The sequence below is a fragment of the Microbacterium sp. LMC-P-041 genome (assembly GCF_030209555.1).
Taxonomy (GTDB): Bacteria; Actinomycetota; Actinomycetes; order Actinomycetales; family Microbacteriaceae; genus Microbacterium.
In genome coordinates this window covers 199,851-223,501 of the sequence record NZ_JARVRV010000001.1, presented here as the reverse complement: position 1 = coordinate 223,501, position 23,651 = coordinate 199,851, and the positions used below count along the sequence as shown (strand labels likewise).

Annotated in this window: 22 protein-coding genes and 2 tRNA genes; 13 read left to right on the top strand and 11 right to left on the bottom strand. The window is 67.9% G+C overall.

Annotated elements, in window-relative coordinates:
* Nucleotides 1-53 precede the first annotated feature (53 nt).
* The 6 genes from QRN21_RS01105 to QRN21_RS01080 all read left to right on the top strand — a co-directional run bounded on the left by QRN21_RS01105 (nucleotide 54) and on the right by QRN21_RS01080 (nucleotide 6,738).
* Nucleotides 54-1,589, top strand: coding sequence for an MFS transporter (locus QRN21_RS01105; RefSeq protein WP_072591168.1), 1,536 nt, complete (start codon nucleotides 54-56; stop codon nucleotides 1,587-1,589).
* Between the two features lie 75 nt (nucleotides 1,590-1,664).
* Nucleotides 1,665-2,708 (top strand): 3-isopropylmalate dehydrogenase, encoded by a 1,044-nt coding sequence (locus QRN21_RS01100; RefSeq protein WP_053095867.1) that lies wholly within the window; start codon nucleotides 1,665-1,667, stop codon nucleotides 2,706-2,708.
* Between the two features lie 60 nt (nucleotides 2,709-2,768).
* Nucleotides 2,769-3,869 (top strand): branched-chain amino acid aminotransferase, encoded by a 1,101-nt coding sequence (locus QRN21_RS01095; RefSeq protein WP_285362950.1) that lies wholly within the window; start codon nucleotides 2,769-2,771, stop codon nucleotides 3,867-3,869.
* A 78-nt stretch (nucleotides 3,870-3,947) separates the two neighbouring features.
* Nucleotides 3,948-4,724 (top strand): fumarylacetoacetate hydrolase family protein, encoded by a 777-nt coding sequence (locus tag QRN21_RS01090; protein WP_285362949.1) that lies wholly within the window; start codon nucleotides 3,948-3,950, stop codon nucleotides 4,722-4,724.
* Entirely contained in the window at nucleotides 4,721-5,977 is a 1,257-nt protein-coding gene (locus tag QRN21_RS01085; protein WP_187249546.1) for an MFS transporter, read from the top strand. The genes QRN21_RS01090 and QRN21_RS01085 overlap by 4 nt, the downstream gene beginning before the upstream one ends.
* Nucleotides 5,974-6,738 carry a class I SAM-dependent methyltransferase gene (locus tag QRN21_RS01080; RefSeq protein WP_285362948.1) on the top strand — a complete coding sequence of 255 codons (765 nt, stop codon included), beginning with the start codon at nucleotides 5,974-5,976 and terminating at the stop codon, nucleotides 6,736-6,738. Before QRN21_RS01085 ends, QRN21_RS01080 begins: the two co-directional genes overlap by 4 nt.
* An 87-nt stretch (nucleotides 6,739-6,825) precedes the next feature.
* Here QRN21_RS01080 and QRN21_RS01075 read toward each other — a convergent pair whose 3' ends face one another.
* Nucleotides 6,826-8,070: an acyl-CoA dehydrogenase family protein gene (locus QRN21_RS01075; RefSeq protein ID WP_053095871.1), complete on the bottom strand. Its 1,245-nt coding sequence runs from the start codon at nucleotides 8,068-8,070 to the stop codon at nucleotides 6,826-6,828.
* Nucleotides 8,071-8,243: 173 nt separating this feature from the next.
* Between QRN21_RS01075 and gltX the strand changes: the two genes are divergently transcribed.
* Together gltX and QRN21_RS01065 are read left to right on the top strand one after the other, a co-directional pair.
* Entirely contained in the window at nucleotides 8,244-9,749 is a 1,506-nt protein-coding gene (gene gltX / locus QRN21_RS01070) for a glutamate--tRNA ligase (protein ID WP_056278639.1), read from the top strand.
* Between the two features lie 149 nt (nucleotides 9,750-9,898).
* A tRNA-Gln gene (locus QRN21_RS01065) sits at nucleotides 9,899-9,970 on the top strand.
* Nucleotides 9,971-10,022: 52 nt separating this feature from the next.
* On the opposite strand, the gene QRN21_RS01060 is transcribed toward QRN21_RS01065, so the two are convergent.
* Nucleotides 10,023-10,844, bottom strand: a complete 822-nt coding sequence (locus tag QRN21_RS01060) for a hypothetical protein (RefSeq protein ID WP_072591174.1) — start codon at nucleotides 10,842-10,844, stop codon at nucleotides 10,023-10,025.
* Between the two features lie 194 nt (nucleotides 10,845-11,038).
* Here QRN21_RS01060 and QRN21_RS01055 point away from each other — a divergent pair, with 194 nt between their 5' ends.
* Nucleotides 11,039-11,998: a DNA topoisomerase IB gene (locus QRN21_RS01055; protein WP_372983609.1), complete on the top strand. Its 960-nt coding sequence runs from the start codon at nucleotides 11,039-11,041 to the stop codon at nucleotides 11,996-11,998.
* 6 nt (nucleotides 11,999-12,004) lie between these two features.
* On the opposite strand, the gene QRN21_RS01050 is transcribed toward QRN21_RS01055, so the two are convergent.
* Together QRN21_RS01050 and QRN21_RS01045 are read right to left on the bottom strand one after the other, a co-directional pair.
* Nucleotides 12,005-12,862: a 3-hydroxyacyl-CoA dehydrogenase gene (locus QRN21_RS01050; protein WP_285362947.1), complete on the bottom strand. Its 858-nt coding sequence runs from the start codon at nucleotides 12,860-12,862 to the stop codon at nucleotides 12,005-12,007.
* Between the two features lie 35 nt (nucleotides 12,863-12,897).
* Nucleotides 12,898-13,344, bottom strand: coding sequence for a MarR family winged helix-turn-helix transcriptional regulator (locus QRN21_RS01045; RefSeq protein WP_056278642.1), 447 nt, complete (start codon nucleotides 13,342-13,344; stop codon nucleotides 12,898-12,900).
* 82 nt (nucleotides 13,345-13,426) lie between these two features.
* Here QRN21_RS01045 and pepN point away from each other — a divergent pair, with 82 nt between their 5' ends.
* A complete protein-coding gene (pepN, locus tag QRN21_RS01040) occupies nucleotides 13,427-15,910 on the top strand; it encodes an aminopeptidase N (RefSeq protein ID WP_285362946.1) in 2,484 nt (827 codons plus the stop codon).
* Here pepN and QRN21_RS01035 read toward each other — a convergent pair.
* Both QRN21_RS01035 and QRN21_RS01030 read right to left on the bottom strand, forming a co-directional pair.
* A complete protein-coding gene (locus QRN21_RS01035; protein ID WP_285362945.1) occupies nucleotides 15,907-16,785 on the bottom strand; it encodes an aminoglycoside phosphotransferase family protein in 879 nt (292 codons plus the stop codon). The genes pepN and QRN21_RS01035 overlap by 4 nt on opposite strands.
* Nucleotide 16,786: 1 nt before the next feature.
* Entirely contained in the window at nucleotides 16,787-17,425 is a 639-nt protein-coding gene (locus QRN21_RS01030; RefSeq protein ID WP_053095878.1) for an MBL fold metallo-hydrolase, read from the bottom strand.
* 153 nt (nucleotides 17,426-17,578) lie between these two features.
* Between QRN21_RS01030 and QRN21_RS01025 the strand changes: the two genes are divergently transcribed.
* Nucleotides 17,579-17,651: transfer RNA gene (locus tag QRN21_RS01025), tRNA-Glu, on the top strand.
* A gap of 52 nt (nucleotides 17,652-17,703) precedes the next feature.
* Here QRN21_RS01025 and QRN21_RS01020 read toward each other — a convergent pair.
* The 4 genes from QRN21_RS01020 to QRN21_RS01005 form a co-directional block, all read right to left on the bottom strand.
* Nucleotides 17,704-18,951, bottom strand: a complete 1,248-nt coding sequence (locus QRN21_RS01020) for an MFS transporter (protein ID WP_285362944.1) — start codon at nucleotides 18,949-18,951, stop codon at nucleotides 17,704-17,706.
* Complete coding sequence (locus tag QRN21_RS01015; protein WP_072591187.1) at nucleotides 18,948-19,496, bottom strand: ArsR/SmtB family transcription factor; 549 nt, start codon at nucleotides 19,494-19,496, stop codon at nucleotides 18,948-18,950. The genes QRN21_RS01020 and QRN21_RS01015 overlap by 4 nt, the downstream gene beginning before the upstream one ends.
* A 79-nt stretch (nucleotides 19,497-19,575) precedes the next feature.
* Complete coding sequence (locus QRN21_RS01010; protein WP_053095880.1) at nucleotides 19,576-20,655, bottom strand: DUF4349 domain-containing protein; 1,080 nt, start codon at nucleotides 20,653-20,655, stop codon at nucleotides 19,576-19,578.
* Nucleotides 20,652-21,209, bottom strand: a complete 558-nt coding sequence (locus QRN21_RS01005; RefSeq protein WP_056278648.1) for an RNA polymerase sigma factor — start codon at nucleotides 21,207-21,209, stop codon at nucleotides 20,652-20,654. The genes QRN21_RS01010 and QRN21_RS01005 overlap by 4 nt, the downstream gene beginning before the upstream one ends.
* Nucleotides 21,210-21,456: 247 nt before the next feature.
* On the opposite strand from QRN21_RS01005, the gene QRN21_RS01000 reads away from it, so the two are divergent.
* Nucleotides 21,457-22,461, top strand: coding sequence for a TerC/Alx family metal homeostasis membrane protein (locus tag QRN21_RS01000; protein ID WP_053095882.1), 1,005 nt, complete (start codon nucleotides 21,457-21,459; stop codon nucleotides 22,459-22,461).
* A 51-nt stretch (nucleotides 22,462-22,512) separates the two neighbouring features.
* Here QRN21_RS01000 and QRN21_RS00995 read toward each other — a convergent pair whose 3' ends face one another.
* The gene (locus tag QRN21_RS00995; RefSeq protein ID WP_285362943.1) at nucleotides 22,513-23,106 is read right to left on the bottom strand and encodes an LON peptidase substrate-binding domain-containing protein; all 594 of its coding nucleotides are present in this window, start codon (nucleotides 23,104-23,106) and stop codon (nucleotides 22,513-22,515) included.
* A gap of 36 nt (nucleotides 23,107-23,142) precedes the next feature.
* Between QRN21_RS00995 and QRN21_RS00990 the strand changes: the two genes are divergently transcribed.
* Nucleotides 23,143-23,640: a DUF427 domain-containing protein gene (locus QRN21_RS00990; RefSeq protein ID WP_285362942.1), complete on the top strand. Its 498-nt coding sequence runs from the start codon at nucleotides 23,143-23,145 to the stop codon at nucleotides 23,638-23,640.
* Nucleotides 23,641-23,651: the final 11 nt, after the last annotated feature.

Genomic DNA, 23,651 nt, shown 5'->3' with positions numbered 1-23,651 from the left:
ATACCATCTGGACGGTTCAGTAACGATGCCGTCGTAATCCTGAGAGGTGTTCCATGACCCGTACTGCGTCGATCCCGACGACAGAGACGGATGCTCCCCGCGTCGGCGCCCGTGGCTGGGCGGCACTCGTCGTGCTCATGCTGCCGGTGCTCCTGGTGTCGGTGGACAACACGGTGCTGAGCTTCGCACTGCCCGAGATCTCCATCGCGCTCGCGCCCACCGGAGCGGAGCAGCTGTGGATCATCGATGTGTATCCGCTCGTGCTCGCCGGGCTGCTCGTGACCATGGGCACACTCGGAGACCGCTTCGGGCGTCGTCGGATGCTGCTGATCGGCGCGACCGGCTTCGCGGCCGTGTCGGCACTCGCTGCGTTCGCCCCCACGGCAGGTCTTCTCATCGCCGCGCGAGCGCTGCTCGGCTTCTTCGGTGCGATGCTGATGCCGTCGACCCTCTCGCTGCTGCGCTCGATCTTCACGAACCGCGATCAGCGGCGACTCGCCATCGCGGTCTGGGCGTCGGCGTTCTCCGCGGGCTCGGCCCTCGGCCCGATCGTCGGCGGCTTCCTGCTCGAGCACTTCGACTGGGGCTCGGTCTTCCTGATCGCCGTGCCCGTGCTGATCCCGCTCCTCATCGCGGCGCCGCTGCTCGTTCCCGAAAGCCGCGACCCGCACCCCGGACGCATCGACATCGTCAGCATCATGCTCTCGATGGCAGCGATGATCCCGGTCGTCTACGCGATCAAGTCGCTCGCCGTCGACGGCCCCAGCCTCACTGCGGGGGCGTGGGCGCTGCTCGGCATCGTGATGGGGTATCTCTTCGTGCGGCGTCAGCTCGCTGCCGAGGTCCCGATGCTCGACATGCAGCTGTTCCGCCGGGGCTCCTTCTCGGGGGCGATCCTCGTGAACCTCCTGAGCGTCGTGGCGCTCGTGGGCTTCCTCTACTTCGTGTCGCAGCACCTGCAGCTCGTCCTCGGTCTCTCGCCGATGACGGCCGGCGCAGCGCTCGTGCCCGGAATGGCCGCGATGATCGTCGCCGGCCTCTCGGTCGTGCCGATCTCACGGCGAGTGCCACCGCACGTGCTCGTGCCCGCCGGTCTCGCGTTCTCTGTGGCCGGCTACCTCCTGGTCGCGTTCACGACGGCGGATCACGGCGTCGCTCCGCTGATCATCGCCTTCGTGGTGCTGGGCATCGGCATCGGGGCGGCGGAGACGATCTCGAATGAGCTGATCCTGTCCAGTGCTCCGGCCGAGAAGGCGGGCGCGGCCAGCGCCGTCTCCGAGACCGCCTACGAGCTGGGAGCGGTGCTCGGCACCGCCGTCCTCGGCGGCCTGATCACCGCGTTCTACCGCGGGGCGCTGGTGATTCCCTCCGGCATCCCAGCGGAGGCGGCGCACGCCGCGACGGAGACGCTGGCCGGCGCCTACACTGCCGCGAAGGATCTGCCCGCGCAGCTCGGAGACGCGCTGTGGGATGCGGCTGCCGCCGCCTTCGGATCGGGTGTCCTGGTGACCTCGCTGATCGGCGCGGGCCTGGTGATCGTGGCCGGGGTGATCGCCGCCGTCACACTGCGCAAGGCGCCCTCGCACTGACCAGTACGCTGGGAGGACCGGCCCGCTCGGCATGCATCCGAGCGTCGGCCGGTCCATCCCGATGCAAGGAGTGTCATGTCGCGTGTCGTGAAGCTGGCCGTCATCCCCGGTGACGGAATCGGCCCAGAGGTCGTCGCCGAGGCCGAGAAGGTCCTCGACGCGGTCACCGCATCGAGCGATGTGACGTTCGACAAGACGCGCTTCTCGCTCGGCGCCGCCCGTTTCCTCGAGACGGGCGACACTCTCACCGACGATGATCTGCAGTCGATCTCCGAACACGACGCGATCCTGCTCGGCGCGGTCGGCGGCACGCCAGGAGACCCGCGCCTGAAGGACGCGAACATCGAGCGCGGCCTGCTGCTGAAACTCCGCTTCACGCTGGATCATTACGTCAATCTGCGTCCGTCCAAGCTCTTCGCCGGTGCCTCGGGTCCGCTCGCGAACCCCGGCGAGATCGACTTCGTCGTCGTCCGCGAGGGCACTGAGGGGCCGTACGTCGGCAACGGCGGCGCGATCCGCAAGGGCACACCGCACGAGGTCGCCAACGAGACGTCCGTGAACACGGCATTCGGTGTCGAGCGGGTCGTGCGATACGCGTTCGATCTCGCCGAACGTCGCAGCAAGAAGATCACCCTCGTGCATAAGACGAACGTGCTCGTGCACGCCGGCGCCATCTGGCAGCGCGTCGTCGACGAGGTCGCGTCCGAGCATCCCGACGTGTCCGTCGACTACCTGCACGTCGATGCCGCGACGATCTTCCTCGTCACCGATCCCTCGCGCTTCGACGTGATCGTCACCGACAACCTCTTCGGCGACATCCTCACCGATCTCGCAGGCGCTGTCACCGGCGGCATCGGACTCGCCGCATCGGGCAACATCAACCCCGACGGCACCTTCCCGTCGATGTTCGAGCCGGTGCACGGCTCGGCTCCCGACATCGCGGGGCAGCAGAAGGCCGACCCCACCGCGGCGATCCTGTCGGTCGCGCTGCTGCTCGATCACCTCGGACTCGGAGCGGAGGCCGCTCGAGTGAGTGCCGCCGTCGAATCCGACATCGCGACCCGCACGGGTGCGCGCACGACCGCGGAGATCGGCTCCGCGATCGCTGCTCTGCTCTGACCGACAGGCGTAGGCTGAGACGGCGCGAGGATGCGCGCCGCATGAGGAATGGATGACGAGATGACGACCATCGACGCCGAGACCACCGTGGCTCCGCTGGATTTCGCTGTGACCAAGAACCTGACCGCCGCGACGCCCGGTCGGGTCGCCGAGGTTCACGAGAACCCGGGGTTCGGTGTCGTGTTCACCGACCACATGGTCGACATCTGCTGGTCCGTCAAGGGCGGATGGCACCGGCCGCGCGTGCAGCCCTACGGACCCATCCCGCTCGACCCGGCCGCGTCCGTGCTGCACTACGCCCAGGAGATCTTCGAGGGAATCAAGGCCTATCGTCACGCCGACGGCTCGATCCACACGTTCCGCCCCGACCGCAACGCGGCACGACTGCAGGCCAGCGCGCGTCGACTCGCGCTCCCGGAGCTGCCCACCGAGTACTTCATCCAGTCGCTGCGCGAGATCATCGCGGTCGACGGTCGCTGGGTTCCCTCAGGTGCCGACCAGAGCCTGTACCTGCGTCCGTTCATGTTCGCCAAGGAGGCCTTCCTCGGTGTTCGCGCGGCTCAGAAGGTCGCGTACTACGTGATCGCCAGCCCAGCCGGAGCGTACTTCACCGGGGGAGTGAAGCCCGTGCGGATCTGGCTCTCCGAGGACTACGCCCGTGCCGGCAAGGGCGGCACCGGCAAGGCGAAGACCGGCGGCAACTACGCCTCGAGCCTGCTCGCGCAGAGTGAGGCGAGCGCGAAGGGCTGCGACCAGGTCGTGTTCCTCAACGAGCAGCGCAACGTCGAGGAGCTCGGCGGCATGAACGTCGTGTTCGTCTTCAAAGACGGCCGCGTCGTGACGCCCGAGTCCGACAGCATCCTCGAGGGGATCACACGCGATTCGCTGCTGCAGCTCGCCGAAGACCGCGGCTACGCGGTCGAGAAGCGTCCGATCTCCATCGACGAGTGGCGCGAGGGTGTGGCCTCAGGCGATATCGTCGAGGTCTTCGCCTGCGGCACCGCCGCCGTCGTGACTCCCATCGGTGCTCTCGTCGGCGAGGGCTTCGATGAGCCGCAGCCGCTCGGCGAACTGGCCCTGTCGCTGCGCGAAGAGCTCACCGACATCCAGTACGGCCGCCGTGAGGACAAGCACGGCTGGCTTCTGCGGCTCGACGCCTGAGCCTTCGTACTCTCGAGACCCCGCTGCGCTTCCGTGCAGCGGGGTCTCGTCGTGCATCACGCTGGATAGGCTGGTGGCATGAAGATCGCCCGATTCAGCCATGACGACGCCATCCTCTTCGGGATCGTCGATGACACCGACCTCGTCGTCCTCTCCGGCGATCCGCTCTTCGCGGGCTACGAGCCCACGGGTGACCGGGTGCCGATCGCGGACGCGGTGATCCTCGCTCCGGTGATCCCGCGCTCCAAGATCGTCTGCGTCGGCAAGAACTACCACGATCACGCCGCCGAGATGGGCGGAGTCGCCCCCGAGGAGCCGCTGCTGTTCCTCAAGCCCAACACCGCCGTCATCGGCCCGGGAGACGCCATCGTGCGCCCCTCGATCTCGGAGCAGACCGAGTACGAGGGTGAGCTCGCTGTCGTGATCGGCAGGGTCGCGAAGAACGTGAAGGCCGCGGATGCCCTCGATCACGTGCTCGGCTACACGATCGCCAACGACGTCACCGCGCGTGACCTCCAGCGCAAGGACGGTCAGTCGGCTCGGGCGAAGGGCTTCGACACCTTCTGCCCTCTCGGCCCGACCATCAGCACCGACTTCGACCCCTCGGTCGCGACGATCGAGACCCGCATCAACGGCGAGGTGCGGCAGAAGGCCCCGCTCACCGACATGATCCACTCGGTCGAGGCGATCATCGAGCATGCCTCGGCGGCCTTCACGCTGCTCCCCGGCGACGTCATCCTCACGGGTACGCCGGCAGGTGTGGGGGAGTTCGTCGCCGGGGACACCGTCGAGGTCGAGATCACCGGACTGGGTATCCTGCGCAACACCGTGCGCGACGCCGTGCGCGCATCATGACCGGCGTCGCCCTCACGGCTGCTCAGCAGGCGGCGGTGCAGCGGCGAACCGTGCTGGTTCTCTCCACAGGGCAGGTACTGGGCGGGATCGCCTTCGGGGCGACGGTGTCTCTCGGCGCTCTGCTTGCGGCCGACATCTCGGGCAGCGACGCCCTCTCGGGGCTCGCGACGGCGTCGGTCACCCTCGGCGCCGCGCTGTGCGCCATCCCGCTCGCGCGCCTGGCTGCCAAGGTGGGCCGACGCCGAGCCCTCACCTTGGGAAACCTCTTCGCACTCGTCGGCATCGCGGTGGTGATCCTCGCGGCGTCGGTGCGGGTGTTCCCGCTGCTGCTCGTCGGCATCCTGATGATCGGCGCCGGCAATGCGGGCAATCTGCAGTCGCGGTTCGCCGCGACCGACCTCGCCGCACCACAGCATCGCGGAAGGGATCTCTCGATCGTGGTCTGGGCGACCACCATCGGCGGTGTCGCTGGGCCGTTGCTGCTGGGGCCGGGGGAGATCGTCGGGGCGGCGATCGGCATGCCGCCACAGACCGGTTCCTACGCCTTCTCGTTCGTCGCTCAGTGCGTCGCGCTCGTCCTGTACCTCGTGGCGCTCCGCCCCGACCCGCTTCTGGCAGCGCAGCGGCTCGCCTCGGCGGCCGCGAAGGCGACGGGCGCCGTCGTCGCCGACCGACCTGTGGTCGCGCGCTACGCGATGTTCGCGGTGGCCGGTTCGCACGTGGTGATGGCCTCCGTCATGGCGATGACCCCTGTCCACCTCGCCCACATGGCGCACGGTGCTCACGGCATGGCGCCCACCCCGGCCGATGTCTCGGCTCTCGTGGGCATCACGATCGCCCTGCACGTCGGAGGCATGTACGCGCTGTCGCCCGTCTTCGGCATCCTCGCCGACAGATGGGGCCGGCTGCGCGTGGTTCTGCTGGGGCAGATCCTTCTCGGTGGGGCGCTCGCCTTCGCCGTCTTCGCGAACGATCGCGAGTGGGGCGTGATCGTCGCTCTCATCCTGCTGGGACTCGGATGGAGCGCGGCGACGGTGGCAGGGGCCGCGCTGCTGACCGAGTCGAGTGCCCCCGAGATCCGCACGCGTAGGCAGGGCCGCAGCGATTCGCTGATGAGCCTCTCGGCCGCAGCAGGCGCTGTGCTCGCGGGTGTGGTGCTCGCGAACTTCCAGTACGCAGGGCTCGGGATCGCGGCATCGGTGATCGTCATCGCCATCGTCGCGCTGTCGCCGCTCGGCCGCTCGCGCGGATGAAGGACTGGGCGGGCACCGGGCGCGCATACGCCGACTCCTACGCGTCGCTCTGCGTCGGGACCGCGGAGGCCCTGCTCGGAGCGTTCGGAACCCCTGGGGAGCGGACGCTGCTCGACGTGGGGTCGGGCACGGGAATGCTCACGGCCGCATTCGCCGATGCCGGCTGGGATGCGACCGGATGCGAGCCCGAGCCGACGATGCGAGACGTCGCGCTGCGCGAGCATCCCGAGATTCCGGTGCACGACGGAACGCTGCCTGACCTGCCTTTCGAGGACGGCCAGTTCGACGTCGTCGTGGCGAACTTCGTGCTGAACCACGTCGCCGACCCCCGAGCATCCGCGGCGGAGCTCCTCCGCGTCTCCGCAGATCTGGTGTCGGCGACGATCTGGACGAACTCGCCCACCTGGCTCTGGCGGGAGGTGTGCGAGCGTGCGGCACTCATTCCTGCGACGGGGGAGCGACTGCCGCCGGAGAAGGACTTCGAGCGCACCGTCGACGGCTTCGCGAGGATGCTCGACGACGCGGGCTGGCCGCGCCCGCAGGTGTCTGAGATCACCTGGACGTGGTCGGCCGATGCGACTGCGCTGTGGGCGTCCGCCGAGGGAGGCGTCGGGGGAGCCGGTCAGTTCTACCGTGCGCTCGACGACACCGATCGGCGCTCGTTCCGCGCGGCCTTCGAGCTCGTGTGCGCCGAGCGGTCGATCGCCGGACGCCTGCCGCTGGCGCACTCTGCGGCGGTCGCCGTCGCGCCGCGAGGCTGAGACCGCCCAGGGCAGAATGCCCAGGGCTCCTCGGTGCCGCGACCGCCTCCGTGAGCGCGGCACCGAGGAGCACCTGAATCGCGGCGATCAGGTGTACCAGGTCGGCTCAGGCACCTCGTTGCGCAGCACGTAGTCGCCGACCTCCCGCTTCTTGTACGCGATCGGGTCGTGCAGGCTGTGCGTGCGCAGGTTGCGCCAGAAGATGTCGAGGCCGACCGAATTGGCCGAGGCCCTGGCGCCGGTGAGCTCGTAGATCTTCGTGGCGACCTCCAGGCCGTCGTCGACGATGCGCAGCTTCCCCGCCGCGATGCGCACGGCGATCTCGCCACGTCGACGTGCAGTGAGTTCTTCGCGCGGGGCATGCAGCACCGCACTGATCTCGGCGCCCACGGCATCGAGCAGCGCTTCGTCGGCCCACAGCTTCGATGCCAGCTCGCCATAGCCTTCGAGCAGATACCACTCGTCTGTCGCGTGCTGCTTGTCATCGCCGCCGTACGGCCACGGGCGTGTCACAGATCGCGTGTAGGCGGATGCCGTCTGGAGGGCACCCTGTGCGATGCCGAGGTAGAAGTTCGCGAAGACGAGCTGGATGGTCGGCACGTTCAGAGTGTTGTAGGTCAAGGGGCGGAACACCCGGTCGACGAAGCCGGCTGCCGCCGACCAGGGGACTCGGACGTCGCGGATCTCGACCGAGCCCGATTCGGTGAGTCGCTGCCCCAGGTTGTCCCAGTCGTCTCCGAAGACGATCCCCTCCTGAGCCGTGGGGACGATCGCGAAGATGTGCGTCTCGGTGCCTTCGAGGACGCCTTCGAGGACGGTCAGGTCCGAGATCTGGCCGCCCGTCGAGAAGGACTTGCGCCCGGAGAACACGAGATCATCGCCGTCTTCGCGGATCACCAAGTCGGAGTCGCGCGGGTTGACCGCGCCGCCGAAGACGAAGTCGTTCGCGGTGTACAGCTCCTCGACCGCGGCGATCTGCTCTTCGGTTCCGACGAGACGGGCCGCCCACGCCCAGAGGTAGTGATACCCGAGGACCTGTCCGATCGACCCGTCGCCGCGGGCCACCGCCCTGATCACCTTGTAGGCGGTGTCCCAGCTCTCACCGGCGCCGCCGTGGGCGCGAGGGCCGAGCAGGGTGACCAGCCCCGAGTCCTTGAGCAGCTGGACCTCGGCCCGAGGGGTCGCATTCGCGCGGTCCCGCTCGACGGCATCCACCGCGAGGATGTCGGCCACCTCCTCGGCGCGGTCGATCCACTCGAGGCTGGTCTGAGGTCTTGGCGTGCCGCGCCAGCGATCGCTGAGGCCTGTCGTCACTGCATCCGTGATTGTCATGGTGTCACCCTTCCGGTTGGTCGATGCGGCAACGATAGGAGCGCGTCGGCGTCGAATGCGGGTTGTTACCCAGGGTGAGGGACTGTTACCCACGGTGACCCCTCCTGAGCGGCCCGCGACCGCTGGCGATCGGGGAGGTCGAGACGCCACCCGGCAACTAGAATCGAGGGGATATGGCTACCCCGCACCCCCTCACCACGACCGCCAGCGGCTCCGACGTACGCGTCCGCTTCTGCCCCTCGCCCACCGGACTGCCGCACGTCGGCATGGTCCGCACGGCCCTCTTCAACTGGGCGTACGCCCGCCACAACGGCGGGAAGATGGTGTTCCGCATCGAGGACACCGACGCCGCGCGCGACAGTGAGGAGAGCTTCCGCCAGCTCGTCGACGCTCTGACCTGGCTCAAGATCGACTGGGATGAGGGCGTCGAGGTCGGTGGGCCGCATGCCCCGTACCGCCAGTCCGAGCGTCACGACATCTATCGCGGCGTGATCGACAAGCTCCTCGCCTCCGGCGCCCTGTACGAGAGCTTCTCCACGGCGGAGGAGATCGACGCCCGCAACGAGGCGGCCGGACGCGCGAAGCAGCTCGGCTACGACAATCACGACCGGGATCTCACGACCGAGCAGAAGGACGCGTTCCGCGCGGAGGGTCGTCAGCCGGCACTCCGACTGCGCGTGCCTGACGAGGACCTCACCTACGTCGATCTGATCCGCGGTGAGGTGACCTTCCCCGCCGGTTCCTTCCCGGACTTCGTGGTGGTGCGTCCGAACGGGATCCCGCTCTACACGTTCGTGAATCCCGTCGACGACGCGCTCATGGGCATCACGCACGTTCTGCGCGGCGAAGACCTGATGCCCTCCACGGCTCGTCAGCTCGCGCTGTACGCGGCCCTGATCGACGCCGGCGTCACCACGTTCGTCCCGCGGTTCGCTCACATGCCGCTCGTGCTCGGCGAGACGGGCAACAAGAAGCTCTCCAAGCGCGACCCTCAGGCGGATCTTTTCCTGCACCGGGATCGCGGATTCATCCACGAGGGTCTCCTGAACTATCTGGCGCTGCTCGGCTGGTCCATCGGTCACGACCGCGATGTCTTCACGCTCGAGGAGTTCACCGAGGCGTTCGACATCGTGGACGTCAACCCGAACCCGGCTCGGTTCGACCAGAAGAAGGCCGAGTCGATCAACGGCGACCACATCCGCAAGCTCGACGAGAAGGACTTCGCCGAGAGGACGATCCCGTACCTCGCGGCCGCCGGCCTCTTCGACGAGCCGACTCACGAAGAGCTCGTGCTCGCCTTCCGGGTCGCCCCGCTCGTGCAGGAGCGCGTGCAGTTGCTCGGCGACGTGCCCGGCATGGTCGGCTTCCTCTTCTCCGACGACGTCTCGTATGACGCCGACGCGCTCAAGGGGCTCCCTGCGAACGCCGGCGAGGTGCTCGACGCGTGCGTGGTGGCTCTCGAGCCGGTGACCGACTTCACGCCCGAGAAGATTCAGGAGGCTCTCGCAGCGGCGCTCGTCGAGAGCCTCGAGCTCAAGCCGCGTGTCGCCTACGGTCCTCCGCGTGTCGCGATCACGGGACGCCGCATCTCGCCGCCGCTGTTCGAATCCATGGAGCTCCTGGGCAAGGACGAGTCGCTGCGACGGCTCCGGTTGCTGTCGGAGTTCCTGGCCGGCTGAGACGGCCTGGTCGACGAGGGAGAGTCGCCGATGAGTGCTCTCCCTCGTCATCCCCGCCCGCGACGCGCCCGGACGAACGGCGGCGTTTTGGCATTAGGGCCGCGGCTCGGGTAAGCTTGACTCTCGGTGCGAGACTCCGGTTTCGCCCTTGGGGTATGGTGTAATTGGCAACACGGCGGTTTCTGGTTCCGTTGTTCTTGGTTCGAGTCCAGGTACCCCAGCAAGACAAAAACCCCCGCTCAGGCGGGGGTTTTGTCGTTACTGGATGCGTGCCTACTCGCACTCTCCGATGAACCCGAGGTAGCACACCGCTTCGTGCGTGACGGCCGGCTCGTAGTCGTCGTTCGACACCTGACGGGTATCGATCTCAGGCGTCCGGTGAAGGCTGCCATAGCTGCCGAGCGTGGCCACGAAGTAGCCGTCGCCGTCCTGCGCCTTCATCTCGTCTATCGCCGCGCTGTACTCGGCGCACAGGCGGGTCGCGCTCTCGGTGAGCTCGACATCGACGCAGGCTGCCGTGTAGGTCGCGACCATGAGGTTCGTGCAGTCCGTCCAGTCCTGGTTCACGCTGCAGGGGTTCACGTCGTCCATCGTGACGTCGTAGCGCCCGGTCTCGTACTCCTCGCTGCGGAAGGTCTCTGGCTGCTCGGGTACATCGGTCTTGGTCCAGTGTCGCGCCGTGGCGAAGGCGAAGATCACGACGATCGCGGCGATGAGAAGGAGCGCGCCCACGATCGAGAGCGCCACCCAGAGACCGACACGCCTCTTCTGACCCGGAGGGCCGTCGGGCGCGGCCGTGTATCCCGGGTACACCGGCGGGCCTGCTGGCGCCGGGGCCTGCGTGGCGTACACGGGCGCCGTGTCGTATGCGGGAGGAGGTGCGTCGTACGCCGGAGGAGGTGCGTCGTATGCGGGGCCCGTGGGCGGCGGGGGAGCGGTCGGCTGGGTCGACACCCAGTAGGCGTACCAGCTCTGAGCGGACGCGGTATCGTCGGCCACCTGTCGGGCTTCGAGGTCGGTGAGCTGCAACCCGAGTGGGGCGCGCAGATCTGCACGGGTCAGGGACGCACGGAACTCCTCGAATGACATCGCCATAGTCACGAGGATGGCAGACCATCGGGTGCCCGGACAATCCGATCGGCGCGATGCCGCTGCCGACGGAGCATGCCGTCCGGAGGGAGATATCGCCTAGCAGAGCGCGCCCGTGTCGCGCCATGCCCTTCACTGCCGTCGCCGGGCCGGGCATCGTGATCGCAGATGCCCGACGCGGCATGACAGGGAGGATGCCAATGGCACTCACGAGAGTCGTCCCCGGCGAGACGCCGGGAATTCGACGCGTGCGATCGGGCTCCGGCTTCCGATACGTCGATGCCGGTAACACGCCCGTGGCCGAGGCCGATCGAGAGCGCATCCGGGACCTCGCGATACCTCCCGCGTGGAAAGACGTGTGGATCGCCGCCGACCCCCTCGCTCACATTCAGGCGGTCGGCACAGACGATGCGGGCAGACGTCAGTATCTCTACCATCCCCTCTGGCGCACCGGCAGAGATCAGCGCAAGTTCGCCCGGGCGCTCAAACTGGCCGAGGCGCTGCCCGCCGCCAGGGCGAAGGTCACCCGTGCCATCGGTGAACCGGGACTGACACGTGAACGCGCCCTCGCCGTCTCCTTCCGGCTGCTGGACGACGCTGCACTGCGCATCGGCTCGGAGCGTTACCTGGTGAAACACGGCAGTCGCGGCCTGAGCACGCTTCGGCGACGGGACGTGCGGATCGACGGGAGTACGGTCGCGCTCAGCTTCCCTGCGAAGAGCAAGCAGCTCGCCTCGATCGAGATCACCGATGCGCCGCTCGCCGAGGCGCTGTCGGAGTTCGCCGTCGGTTCGCCGAAGGCTCCGCTGCTCGCCTATCGCAAGGGCCGTCGCCGGGTGCGACTCACCTCGAGCGAGGTCAACGACTATCTGCGGCAGGTGGCGGGATCGTCGTTCACCGCGAAGGACTTCCGCACGCTGCACGGTACGATCCTCGCGGCGGACGCGCTGGCGCGGATCGGCCGACTCGAGACGAAGACCGATCGACGGCGCGCCGAGCGCCTCGCTGTGCAGGCCACGGCGTCGGCGCTCGGCAACACTCTCGCGGTCGCCCGAGGGAGCTATATCGACCCGCGGGTCTTCCGGCTCTACGCGCGCGGTCGCACTCTCGACCTGTCGGTGTCGCCGGAGACTGCCATCCGCAAGCTCCTCGGGCGGTGAGGGGCGTCAGCTCTCGCGAGGGTAGGTGTAGAACCCCTCGCCCGTCGCGACCCCCAGCTTGCCGTGGTCGATGTACTGCTCCTTGAGCAGGTCTGCGAAGCGCTGCTGCTTCTCGCCGCCCATGCGCGAGATGTTGTAGGCGGTCGTCAGGCCGACGATGTCGTAGATCTCGAAGGGGCCTGCCGGCGCGCCCGTGCCGATCCGCCAGGTCGCGTCGATGTCCGCGGGCTCGGCGATGCCGTCGACGAGCAGCTCGGCCCCGGCCTGGAGGAAGGGCACGAGCAGCGAGTTCAGCAGGTAGCCCGCCTTCTCCTTCTTGATCTGGATGGGGACCATCCCGATCTGCATCGCGAACTCGACGACCGTCTCGTAGACGGTGGGGTCGGTTGCGGGGGTTCCCATGACCTCGGCGGTGTTGCGCGACCAGATCTCGTTCGCGAAGTGGAGGGCGAGGAACCGGTCGGGGCGACCCGTCGATTCCGCGAGCGCGCTCGGCAGGAGGGTCGAGGAGTTGGTCGCGAAGATCGTGGTCGCCGGTGCGGCGTCGGCGAGGGTCCGGTAGATGCTCTGCTTGAGTTCGAGGTTCTCGGGCACCGCCTCGATGATGAGGTCAGCTGCAGCGGCTGCATCCGCGAGGTCGGAGGTGAGCCGGATGCGGTCGATCGCTGCTTTCGCGCCGCCGTCAGCGGCATTCTCCACGCCGTCTGCGATGTAGCGCGAGGCGAGATCTTCGAGTCGTTCGGCCGCGCGATCGAGCGCGGACTGATCGATGTCGTATGCGACGACGTCGAAACCGTGGAAGGCGGTCTGGAACGCGATCTGCGATCCGAGCACGCCGGTGCCGAGAACAGTGATGTTCTTCATTTCTCTTCTTCCTCTGGTGGCCTTGTGGGCCGTGGTCAGGCTTGTTCGTCGCCGCTGTCGAAACGCCGGAGATCATGCGCGAAGCGCTGCACCTCGTCATCCGTCCACTGCGCGAGATGGGCGTCGATGACGTCCTGCAGCGATCGCAGTGTGCCGCGGAATGCCTCTTCGCCCTCGGCGGTCAGCTCGAGCGGTCGGCCGCGTCCGGAGTTCGAAGGGGCCTCCTGCACGAGGCCGAGAGACATGAGTGCGGACAGCTGACGTGAAACGGTCGAGCGGTTCAGTCGGAACATCCGGGCGATGTCCGTCGACCGGATCCCGGGCTGGTCGGCGATCGCCATGACGATGGACTGGTCGGTCATCGAGAGCGTCGGCTCTCCCGCGCGGGCGTCGACCAGGCCGCGCCGCGTGATGGCGACGAGCGACTTCAGGACGGCGGCGCTGTCGGTTCGGCGTTCGTCTGACCCAGTTTCATGTTGCATAGCGCAACTCTACGCTCTTCTGTTGCGTGAGGCAACGTACGTAGGTTCGGCAGGGCGGGAACGCGGATGAAAGGATGGAGGCATGGACACAGCCAATCTCTCCCGAGAGGAGACCGCGGCGCGATCCGCCGCCGTCTCCGTGCGCAGCATCCGCGTAGAACTCGACCTCACGGGTGCGCCGGAGCGGGCACGCAGCGGGTTCTCCACGACCACGACCCTGGATTTCACCGCGACGGCGGACTCGACCTGGGTGGACTTCATCGGAGAGAGCGTCGAGAGGGTCGTCGTCAACGGCGTCGACCGCGATGTCGTCTACGACGGGTCGCGCATCGAGCTGAGCGGCCTCGGGACCGAGAACGTCGTCCGTGTCGAAGCTGTCGCGAGCTACAGCCGATCCGGCGAAGGCCTGCACCGGTTCCACGACCCGGTCGACGACCGCACCTACCTCTACACGCAGTACGAGCCCGCCGACGCGCGACGGGTGATGGCCTGCTTCGAGCAGCCCGACATCAAGGCGCCCTACGCGTTCGTGATCGATGCTCCGGCGGGTTGGCAGGTGCTGTCGAACCAGGCGGCGGTCAGCGTCGACGCCGGCGTCGGCGTGCAACGTGTCGAGTTCGCTCCTACTCTTCCGATCTCCAGCTACATCACGTCCATCGCGGCGGGACCCTACGCTCGAGTCGACGGCGAGTGGCAGCGCGACGATCAGCGCATCGCGCTGGGCCTGTTCGCGCGACAGTCCCTCGCGCAGTACCTGGAGTCGGACGAGATCCTCGAGATCACCCGCCAGGGTCTCGATTTCTTCACCGACGCGTTCGCCTACCCCTATCCGTGGGGCAAGTACGACCAGATCTTCGTGCCCGAATACAACCTCGGCGCGATGGAGAACCCCGGCCTCGTGACATTCACAGAGTCCTACCTGTCGCGAGGGGCCGCTACGGATGCCCAGCGTGCCGCTCGCGCGAACACGATCCTGCATGAGATGGCGCACATGTGGTTCGGCGACCTGGTCACGATGAAGTGGTGGGACGACCTGTGGCTCAAGGAGTCGTTCGCCGACTACATGGGTTCGCACGCCTCGGCGGTGGCGACGCGCTTCCACGACGCCTGGGTGAAATTCGCTGCGAACCGCAAAGCGTGGGCGTACCAGCAGGACCAGTTGCCCACGACGCACCCGATCGTCGCGGACATCCCCGATCTCGAGGCGGCGAAGCTGAACTTCGACGGCATCACCTACGCCAAGGGTGCCGCCGTGCTCAAGCAGCTCGTCGCGTTCGTCGGCGACGAGGCGTTCTTCGAGGGCGCGCGGCGGTACTTCGCGGCGAACGCCTTCGGCAACACGACCCTCGAGGACTTCCTCGTGCAGTTGAGCGCGGTCTCCGGGCGGGACATGACCGATTGGTCGCGTGCCTGGTTGCAGACCACCGGGGTCTCGACGCTGTGGGTGGAGCGGGATGCCGACGGCGGCGCCGCCGTCATGCAGAGCGACCCGCGGCCGCACCGCCTGCGTATCGGTCTCTACGATCGTGTCGACGGGAGGGTCGTCCGTCGCGATCAGATCGCGCTCGACATCGACGACGAGCGGACACCGGTGGTCATTCCGGCTGCGGATCTCGTGCTCCTCAATGATGACGACCTCACCTATGCCAAGGTGCGTCTCGATGACGCCTCTCTGGCGACGGTGCGGGAATCACTGTCTTCGCTCGACGATCCTCTCGCCAGGGCTGTCATCTGGTCATCGCTCTGGAACGCCACCCGCGACGGCGAGCTCGCGGCCGCTCGTTACGCCGAGATCGTTCGTGCCCACGCTCCGCGGGAGTCGAACATCGGCCTTCTCGCCGGCATCCTCGCGAATACGCTCTTCGCGATCCGCAACTACGCGAGCGATGACGCGCGACAGCGTGAGTTGACAGCATGGGTCGAGACCGCGTGGACTGCGCTCCAGACGTCCGATGCCGGCAGCGATGCACAGCTCTCCTGGGCGCGTGCGCTCGCATCGGCATCAGCTTTCGACGATGTGCGTGCAGACGACATCCGCGCGATCCTGCATGGCGATGCCCCCGACGGGCTCACGATCGACCCGGATCTGCGGTGGCAGCTCCTCACCGCCCTCGTCACCACGGGACACGCGGATGCCGATGCGGTGGCCGCGGAGCTGGAGTCCGACGACACGGGCAGCGGACGCACCGCTGCCCGCAGGGCCCTGGCCTCGCGTCCCGAACTTGACGTCCGGGCTGCCGCCTGGGACGCGGCGTGGAACGACGGATCGCTCAGCAACGATCATCTCGACGCGGTGATCGGCGGGTTCCGAGCCGGAGGACGCCGCGATCTCATCGAGAGGTTCGATGCCGAGTACTTCGGGCGGATCGGCGATGCGTGGGCGACACGGAGCATCGAGCTGGCGCAACGCCTCGTGGTCGGACTCTTCCCCGCCTCGCCCACACTCGATGCCGTGGATGCGTGGCTCGCGGACAACGACACGGCGCCCGCCGCTCTGCGCCGAATCGTCATCGAACAGCGCGACCACCTGGCTCGAGCTCTGCGCGTTCGAGCCGCGCAGAGCTAGTCCTCTTCGAGCGCGTCGGCCGTGCTCGCTCCGACGGCGAAGTACTCGGGCCTGTCATCGCTCTGAGTCATCAGGACGAGGGCGATGTACGCCGCCCAGCCTCTCGCGCGGGTCCAGGTGGCGTCGTCGTAACGCTCCCTCGTCGCTCGCCGGAATGCCTCTCGGCCGCAGGCGTCGAAGAGCATCCAGGCCGAGGCGAGGTCGTAGGCGGGGTCGCCGACCGTGACATCGCCGAAGTCGATGAGCGCGGTGAGCGTGCCGTCGGCGACGAGCACGTTGCCCGGGTGCAGATCGCCATGGATCCAGACCTCCTCCGATGCGGGCGGCGCTGCGAGTGCCGCGGCCCAGGCGTCGCGCAGTGCCGTCCGGCGGTCGAACGCGTCCAGACGTGGCCGAATGGCGGCGTCTCGAGTGGACAGGGCGCGTCCGCGCACCGGGTTGCGGGGAGCATCGACCGGCGCGGCCACGTGCAGCGCGCGCAGGGCGTCCGCGAGTCGGGGCGCCCAGGTCGCGTTGTCCGGGCGGGAGGAGGCGAGCGCCGTCGTTCCGGGGATCCAGGGCAGAACGGACCAGGGTCGCGGAAAGTGCGCGCTCGGCTCGCCCACGATCACGGGGACGGGCGCACGGATGCCGACGGCGGCGAGAGCCGGCCCGATCGTGCGCAGGGCACGCTGCTCGTGGGTGATGAGCGGCACCGAGAGATCGCGTCGAGGCAGCCGCACGGCGAGTTCGGAGCCGAGGCGCCACATCGAGTTGTCCCAGCCGTCGGCGAACAGCCTCAGCGGAAGCTTGGCGAGGGCGGGGTCCGTGCTTCGGAGGAGATCTCGTACGCCGCCCTCGTTGAGCGAGTACTCGACAGAGGGGGAGTCCGCCACGTCAGATGTCGAGCGAGTCGCCCGGTTCGAGTATCGAGAACTCGCCGCCGCCCTGCTCGGTCGCCCACTGCAGCCGCTGCCGGTGCATCGTCTTGCCCGCGACGGACAGCGTCATGTCGTGAGTGCCGAACGCCCGCCGTGGTTTCACGGCCAGGACGTAGTCCATGGCCTCGCCGATCTTCAGCCACGGCGCGCCGAGCGGTGCCGCGAGAGTGCCGACCTCGACGCCCTCGGGGATCGCGTACGAGTCGCCCGGATAGTAGAAGACATCGTTGATCAGCACGCCGACGTTCTCGACCACCGGCAGTGACGAGTGGATCACCTCATGCGTGCCGCCGAAGAAGCGGAGCGTGAACGCACCGACCTCCACCGTCTCGCCCGGAGCGACCACGGAGATGTCATAGCCGTCGGCGGCGCGCGCGACGCCCGCCGGGGCGTAGATCGGGGTGCCGGGGGCTGCGCGCAGGATCCGATCCAGGTGCTCGGGGGTCCAATGGTCGGGGTGCTCGTGAGTGATCACGACAGCGACGAGACCCGAGAGATCGTTCAGGGGAGAGGTGAACGAGCCCGGGTCGAGGAGAAGGACGTCATCGCCCTGCTGGATGCGAAGAGCGGCATGTTCGAATTTGGTGACGCGCATGAGATGAGTCAACTCCTTCAGGGGCGCCGTGGCAAACCCCTCGGCAGGTGCGCCACGCCCGGGATCTGAAGACCGCCCCGCTCGATTTGGCGACGTGAGAATCGTCGTGGCATACTTGAACAGTTGTCGCGGCACGGAAACGTTCCGCCAGACGGCCCCATCGTATAGCGGCCTAGTACGCTGCCCTCTCACGGCGGTAACGCGGGTTCGAATCCCGCTGGGGTCACAACAAGCGAAAGCCCTCGGTTCTCCGAGGGCTTTCGTCGTCTCCGCATCCATCATGTGGATCCGACGGCTGTACGCAGCGACATGCTCCGGAACGCGGGGTTGGCCAACGGCGCCACCATCGATGCCGTCATCGCTCCACCGAAGAGGGCGAAGGGAACCCAGAGCGCGGTGGTCGACGCGAGCAGACCGAACGCGGCCATCGCGAGCGGCATCAGGCAGTCGTCGCCCAACCGGGTGATGGAGCTCATGCGGCCGAGGTACGCGGTGTCGACGGTTGCCGAGAACGTGGCGCTGAGCAGCACCGATGCGTAGCCGGCGGTCGCACCGATGACGAAGGCAGCGACTCCGACACTCCACGCGGGACCCCAGCCGAGTGCGACGATGGCCATTCCCTGCAGCATCAGAGCACGGAATCCCGCGCGTGCCTCGCGCCGAGGCCGCCACCTGGCGACGGACACGGCGCCGATCGCCGCGCCGAGTCCCAACAGAGCTTCGAACAGCCCTACAGCCGGCGCGCCCCAGCCTTCTTCGTGTGCTCGGAGCGCGAGGCCGATCCCGACGGCCGGACCGACCGCGAGGTTGAGCCCCGAGAGGGCGATGACGAGCGTGCGGGTGGTCGGATGTGCGCCGAGGTGGGCGAATCCACCCGCGATGTCGCGAAGAGCGGACTGTCGGTCTGCCCGTGCGAGCAGGAACCGCGGTCTGAGCCAGATGGCGATGAACGCGATGACGACGGTGAAAGTCACCGCGTTCACCGCCGCGCTTCCGACGAGGCCCGCGGACGCGACGATCACACCGCCGACGGCCGCGCCGGCCATCGTTCCGAGTCGCGATGCGGTCTGCGAGAGAGCGCCGTAGGACGGCAGGTCAGCGGCTCGCACGAGCTGGCGGGCGACGGTGCCCGCCGAGGGCTCGTAGAAGGCGTCGCAGACGCCGAATGCGATGGCGGCGAGGAGGAGCACACCCACGGTGGGCGGCGCGGAGAGCACCCAGAGCGCCACCGTCACGAGAACGCCCACCCGGACGGCGTTGAACAGCATCATCACTCGGCGCGCGTCCGCGCGGTCGGCGATCATGCCGCCGAACAGCAGGACGACCGCACGAGGCAGAGTGCCGGCGGCGACGATGAGTCCTGCGACCGCAGGCGAGGCCGTCTGCACGGCGGTCCACGCCAACGCGATCGTCCACAGGGCGTCGCCCGCGTCCGAGAGCGCCTTGACGAGGATCCACGCATGCACTCGATGGTCTCGTCGGAACGCCGGCGGCTCGACGAGCTGCACAGGGTCTGCGGCGGTCATGGTGTCGTCGGGAAGGCGTGCGCGAAGAAGAAGATCGGTGTCCGCTGCTGCCCGTCTTCGAGGTCGACCGAGTCGCGCCAGTCCTTCAGCGTCGCCGACAGCCTCGAGCTGAGGTCGCGCAGCTCGTCCGGCGTCGCCCAGGCCGTGGTCTCGGTGTTCGAGGCGTCATAGCCGGCGACGGCCGGATCATCGTGCCGGCGCTGCCAGCGTTGGAGGCGCTCGATCTGCATCCGGATGCTCTGCCGTTGCGCTTCGCGCGCCAGAAGCGCGTCGGCGGGGGAATCAGCGAAGTCTTCCGCCGACCAGGTCAGGCCGCGACGGGCGATCTTCCACCAGCTCGTGCGCCGGTCGCCCGACGGGTCCTCGGCGCGCTCGACGAGGCCCGCCCGCTCCAGCATGCGCAGATGATGGCTGATGCTGCCGACCTGCGCATCGAGCGACCGGGCGAGTGCCGTCACCTGCGATGTGCCGTACAGCAGCAGGTAGTCGTAGATGCGTCGGCGCAGCGGGTGGTGCACGGCGGTGACGACCGAGATGTCTTCCATGAACGTCACGTTAGAACCGGTTCCCGATTCTCACAAGAGTTCTTGTATACCCCGGAAATTCGAGATTTAACGGGTGATCTCAGCTGTCGGTATCCGCCGCGTCGGAGCCTCGACGACCGCGGCGTGCTCGGCGGACGCCCCATATGATCAGCACGACCAGCCCGGCCACGGCGAGCCACGGAAGCAGGAATCCGACAGAGACCACCAGGGCGTTCAGCGAGACCACGAGCCCGTTCCATCCCGCGACGAGCCCATCGGAGAATCCTGCGGGATCGGCCGTCGTCGGCGCGGCGGTGCGGGTCAGCTGCACCGAGAGACTCGACATCGCGACCTGGTCCTCGAGCGAGGCGAGCTGCTGCTCGTACGACTCGAGCTGCGCCTGACGATCGGTCAGCGCCACCTCCGCCTCGATGAGCTCCGCGACGGTGCCGGTCTGGGACATGAGCTCGCTGAGTCGCTGGACGGATGCCCTGGTCGCATCGATGCGCGCTCGCAGATCGATCGCGGTCGAGGTCACATCCTGCTGCGCGATGGAGGAGGAGAGCACCTCGCCGGATTCGGTGAGCTCATCGATGACGGCGGGAAGATCCGCCGACGGCACGCGGATGCTGATCCAGCCGTACTCCGAGTCCGCGGCGACAGGATCGGAGGAGGCGTCCACGGCAGGGGTCCCGCCGATCTCGGTGCTCTCGACGTAGCCGCCATGCGACTCTGCGAGTGCCCCGATGGCGACCGCGGCGTCCGAGACGTCCTTCACCTCCACCGTGGCGTTGGCCGTGGCGATGATCTCACGATCACCCGCTGCGACATCTCCGGCGACCGCGCCCGACTCGGCTGACTCGGTCAGAGCCGAGGGCGCGCTCTGGTCGACGGCGCCCGAGCGAGCGTCCTCGACGACAGTCACGCCCCCGCCGTCGGCCGAGCTCGTCGCCGAACCGCCGACCGCGGTGAGGATGGGCGGGGTGATGAGGACGCCGATGACGAACGCCGCGGCGATGCCGGTGCCGGTGAGCCACCGACGACGACGAACGCGACCGCGCTTCTCTGCAGGCGACTGCCGCGGCAGCTCGGCGGCGATGTCCTCGAACACGGCTCTCTCGATGCGCTCCACTGCGGCATCGGTGAGCTCGGGCAGTGGCTCGGTGGAGGTGTCGTTCATGCGTCGCTCGCTTCCTTCACGGCACCACGCAGTCGGGTGCGGACTCGGGAGAGACGGTTCCGGACGATGGCGTGGCTCACGCCGAGCTCCTCGGCCGCAGCCTGGTAGGCGTAGCCTTCCGCGGCGCAGAGGCGGAAGATCGCGCGATCGAGGTCGCTGAGGGTGCCGACCTCGGCCGCGATCCGCTCTGCGAGGTCCGCGGTGATCACCTGCTCCTCCACGCTGACCGTCGAGGGGAGGGTCTCATCGACCGCATCCGCGGTGTTGGCCTGGTCGCGTCTGCGCTGGCGCAGGCGGTTCGCGGCCTGGAAGCGGCAGATCGTCGCGAGCCACGGGAGGATGGAGTCTCCCTGCAGCTCGAACCCCGGCAGCTTCCGCCACGCCGTGACGAAGGTCTCCTGAGTCACGTCCTCGGCATCCGCGGCGGCGCCGACGATCCCGTGTGCGATCCAGTAGACCGGGCGGGCGTACGCGCGGTACAGCTCGCGGAAGGCGCTCTCGTCACCTGCCGCGGCCCGCGCCGCCACTCTCTGGTCACTCGTCTGCACTGGCATCCCGATTCCGTTCGGTGTCTCTCACCCAGGAAGTGTCGGTCGACGCCCCATCGTCTCAGATCGGTGCCGGCGGCATCCGCAAGCGTCTTCGACTCCGCTACCATTGCTGAGGCGAGAGGGAGTATCCCGCAAGCGCATCCACCGTCATCACGAGCACCGACATCGCTGCTCCGGTCGTGCGACGCACTCTGTGCGTGGGAGAGACTTTCGGCGTTTTTCCGACCCTCCCGAAAGGTGCTGTACGCCCTTGGAAATCCCTGTCTGGTTCGAGATCACCTCGATGATCGTCCTCACGATCATCCTGATCGGCGACCTGCTTCTGATCCGACTTCGTCCCCACATCCCCTCGACCAAGGAGTCGACCCTGTGGGTGGTGTTCTACGTCGGACTCGCGCTGCTCTTCGCGGTTCTTCTCGGAAACGTCGCAGGCTGGCGGAACGCCGGCGACTTCATCACCGGCTGGGCGCTCGAATACAGCCTCTCGATCGACAACCTCTTCGTCTTCGTGCTGATCATGGCGCAGTTCGCGGTGCCGCGACGCTTGCAGCAGCAGGTGCTGATGGTCGGCATCATCATCGCCCTCGTCCTCCGCGGAGCGTTCATCCTCGTCGGCGTCACGATAGTCGAGCACTTCTCGCCGATCTTCTACATCTTCGGTGCCTTCCTCATCTACACCGCGATCAAGCAGGCGATGCCCGAGGGCGAGCACGAAGACGATGTGAAGAAGGAGAACTTCATCGTGCGCCTGCTGCGGCGCCGCATCGACATCAGCGAGGAGTACGACGGCTCGAAGCTGCGCACGACCGTCGACGGCAAGCGCATGTGGACGCCGATGGTCATCGTGTTCATCACGATCGGCGTCACCGACCTGATCTTCGCGATCGACTCGATCCCGGCGATCTTCGAGATCACCACCAACGGGTTCCTCGTCTTCGCCGCGAACATCTTCGCGCTCATGGGTCTGCGCCAGCTCTACTTCCTGCTCGGTGATCTGCTCGATCGTCTGCGCTACCTCCACTACGGGATCGCGGTCATCCTCGGATTCATCGGCATCAAGCTGATCCTTCACGCGCTGCACGAGAACGAGCTGCCGTTCATCAACGGCGGTCAGCATGTCGAGTGGGTTCCCGACATCGACAACATGGTGTCGCTGGGCGTCATCGTCGTGGCGATGACCGTGGCCACCGTCGCCAGCCTCATCGCCTCGTCTCGGGAGAAGCGGGCGCAGCGGGTCAGCCCGACGGTCGAGTGAGGCGGTCGCTCTCCGCGACGCCCGCGATTCCCGCGACGAGCAGGAGACGTGTCACTCCGCTGTCCAGAGCGCCTCGGCGTCGAGCGTGAGATCGATCACCTGACGCAGCAGAGCGCCCACCGTGGTGGACTGCAGCAGCGTGTACTGGTCGTATTCGCCCAGCGGCGCGATGGCGGCGAGCTGCCAGGCGGCCGCGAGCGGTTCTTCCGACAGCTCGGTGTCGGCGTCCCAGGGCGAGTCGGTGCGTGCCAGCACCCGGCGCACGATCGCCTCGGCTTCGGTGCGCAGGGGGGTGAGGGCATCGTTCCAGGTCAGCTCGGGCAGCGGGGTCACCTCTGCGCGCGGGTAAGGAGCGTCGTCCAGCCACTGCTCGACGGTGAAGCGTGCCGTGCCGACCGCCAGGGTGTGCAGCACCTGGGCATCGGCCGCCACGCTCACCAGGCGCGCCATCGTGCCGAATCCACTCCGGCGATCGCCACCGCCGACCTCATGTCCGCGCTCGATGAGCACGACGCCGAACTGAGGGTCGTCCTCGTCGAGCAGCTGCCCGATCATGGTGAGGTACCGCGGCTCGAACACGCGGAGCGGGAGCGGGGTGTACGGGAAGAGCACCGACCCCAGCGGGAACATCGGTATTTCTGACATGGCCCCAGTCAACACCGTGCGACGTACAGTGAACAGATGCGCAGACCCCGCCCTCTCGTGCCCTCGCCCGGTCAGGAATCCGTCTGGGACTATCCTCGACCGCCGAAGATCGAGCCCGTGGCTGCGCGCATCACCGTCCGCCTCGGCGGCCAGCTCATCGCCGACACGCGCGACGCGGTGCGAGTCCTCGAGACGAGCCATCCTCCCGTGTACTACCTGCCGATCGCCGACTTCACCGCGGGCTCGCTCTCTGACGCGCCGGGCACCTCGTTCTGCGAGTTCAAGGGAGCCGCACGCTACCTCGACGTGCGAGGTGGAGCGCAGACGGCGGCCGGGGCCGCCTGGAACTACCCGAATCCCTCTCGAGGTTTCGAGATGCTGGCAGACCGGGTCGCCGTCTATGCGGGTCCGATGGACGAGTGCACGGTGGGGGACGAGGTCGTCACACCGCAGCCGGGCGGGTTCTACGGCGGGTGGGTCACGTCGACGGTCGTCGGCCCCTTCAAGGGTGCACCCGGCACCCTGGGCTGGTGACCCTGCTCGCC

Excerpts from the sequence above, each read along its gene's own strand:
- QRN21_RS01105 (WP_072591168.1), top strand. The coding sequence starts at position 54 with ATGACCCGTACTGCGTCGATCCCGACGACAGAGACGGATGCTCCCCGC.
- QRN21_RS01100 (WP_053095867.1), top strand. The coding sequence starts at position 1,665 with ATGTCGCGTGTCGTGAAGCTGGCCGTCATCCCCGGTGACGGAATCGGC.
- QRN21_RS01095 (WP_285362950.1), top strand. The coding sequence starts at position 2,769 with ATGACGACCATCGACGCCGAGACCACCGTGGCTCCGCTGGATTTCGCT.
- QRN21_RS01090 (WP_285362949.1), top strand. The coding sequence starts at position 3,948 with ATGAAGATCGCCCGATTCAGCCATGACGACGCCATCCTCTTCGGGATC.
- QRN21_RS01085 (WP_187249546.1), top strand. The coding sequence starts at position 4,721 with ATGACCGGCGTCGCCCTCACGGCTGCTCAGCAGGCGGCGGTGCAGCGG.
- QRN21_RS01080 (WP_285362948.1), top strand. The coding sequence starts at position 5,974 with ATGAAGGACTGGGCGGGCACCGGGCGCGCATACGCCGACTCCTACGCG.
- QRN21_RS01075 (WP_053095871.1), bottom strand. The coding sequence starts at position 8,070 with ATGACAATCACGGATGCAGTGACGACAGGCCTCAGCGATCGCTGGCGC.
- gltX (WP_056278639.1), top strand. The coding sequence starts at position 8,244 with ATGGCTACCCCGCACCCCCTCACCACGACCGCCAGCGGCTCCGACGTA.
- QRN21_RS01060 (WP_072591174.1), bottom strand. The coding sequence starts at position 10,844 with ATGGCGATGTCATTCGAGGAGTTCCGTGCGTCCCTGACCCGTGCAGAT.
- QRN21_RS01055 (WP_372983609.1), top strand. The coding sequence starts at position 11,039 with ATGGCACTCACGAGAGTCGTCCCCGGCGAGACGCCGGGAATTCGACGC.
- QRN21_RS01050 (WP_285362947.1), bottom strand. The coding sequence starts at position 12,862 with ATGAAGAACATCACTGTTCTCGGCACCGGCGTGCTCGGATCGCAGATC.
- QRN21_RS01045 (WP_056278642.1), bottom strand. The coding sequence starts at position 13,344 with ATGCAACATGAAACTGGGTCAGACGAACGCCGAACCGACAGCGCCGCC.
- pepN (WP_285362946.1), top strand. The coding sequence starts at position 13,427 with ATGGACACAGCCAATCTCTCCCGAGAGGAGACCGCGGCGCGATCCGCC.
- QRN21_RS01030 (WP_053095878.1), bottom strand. The coding sequence starts at position 17,425 with ATGCGCGTCACCAAATTCGAACATGCCGCTCTTCGCATCCAGCAGGGC.
- QRN21_RS01020 (WP_285362944.1), bottom strand. The coding sequence starts at position 18,951 with ATGACCGCCGCAGACCCTGTGCAGCTCGTCGAGCCGCCGGCGTTCCGA.
- QRN21_RS01015 (WP_072591187.1), bottom strand. The coding sequence starts at position 19,496 with ATGGAAGACATCTCGGTCGTCACCGCCGTGCACCACCCGCTGCGCCGA.
- QRN21_RS01010 (WP_053095880.1), bottom strand. The coding sequence starts at position 20,655 with ATGAACGACACCTCCACCGAGCCACTGCCCGAGCTCACCGATGCCGCA.
- QRN21_RS01005 (WP_056278648.1), bottom strand. The coding sequence starts at position 21,209 with ATGCCAGTGCAGACGAGTGACCAGAGAGTGGCGGCGCGGGCCGCGGCA.
- QRN21_RS00995 (WP_285362943.1), bottom strand. The coding sequence starts at position 23,106 with ATGTCAGAAATACCGATGTTCCCGCTGGGGTCGGTGCTCTTCCCGTAC.
- QRN21_RS00990 (WP_285362942.1), top strand. The coding sequence starts at position 23,143 with ATGCGCAGACCCCGCCCTCTCGTGCCCTCGCCCGGTCAGGAATCCGTC.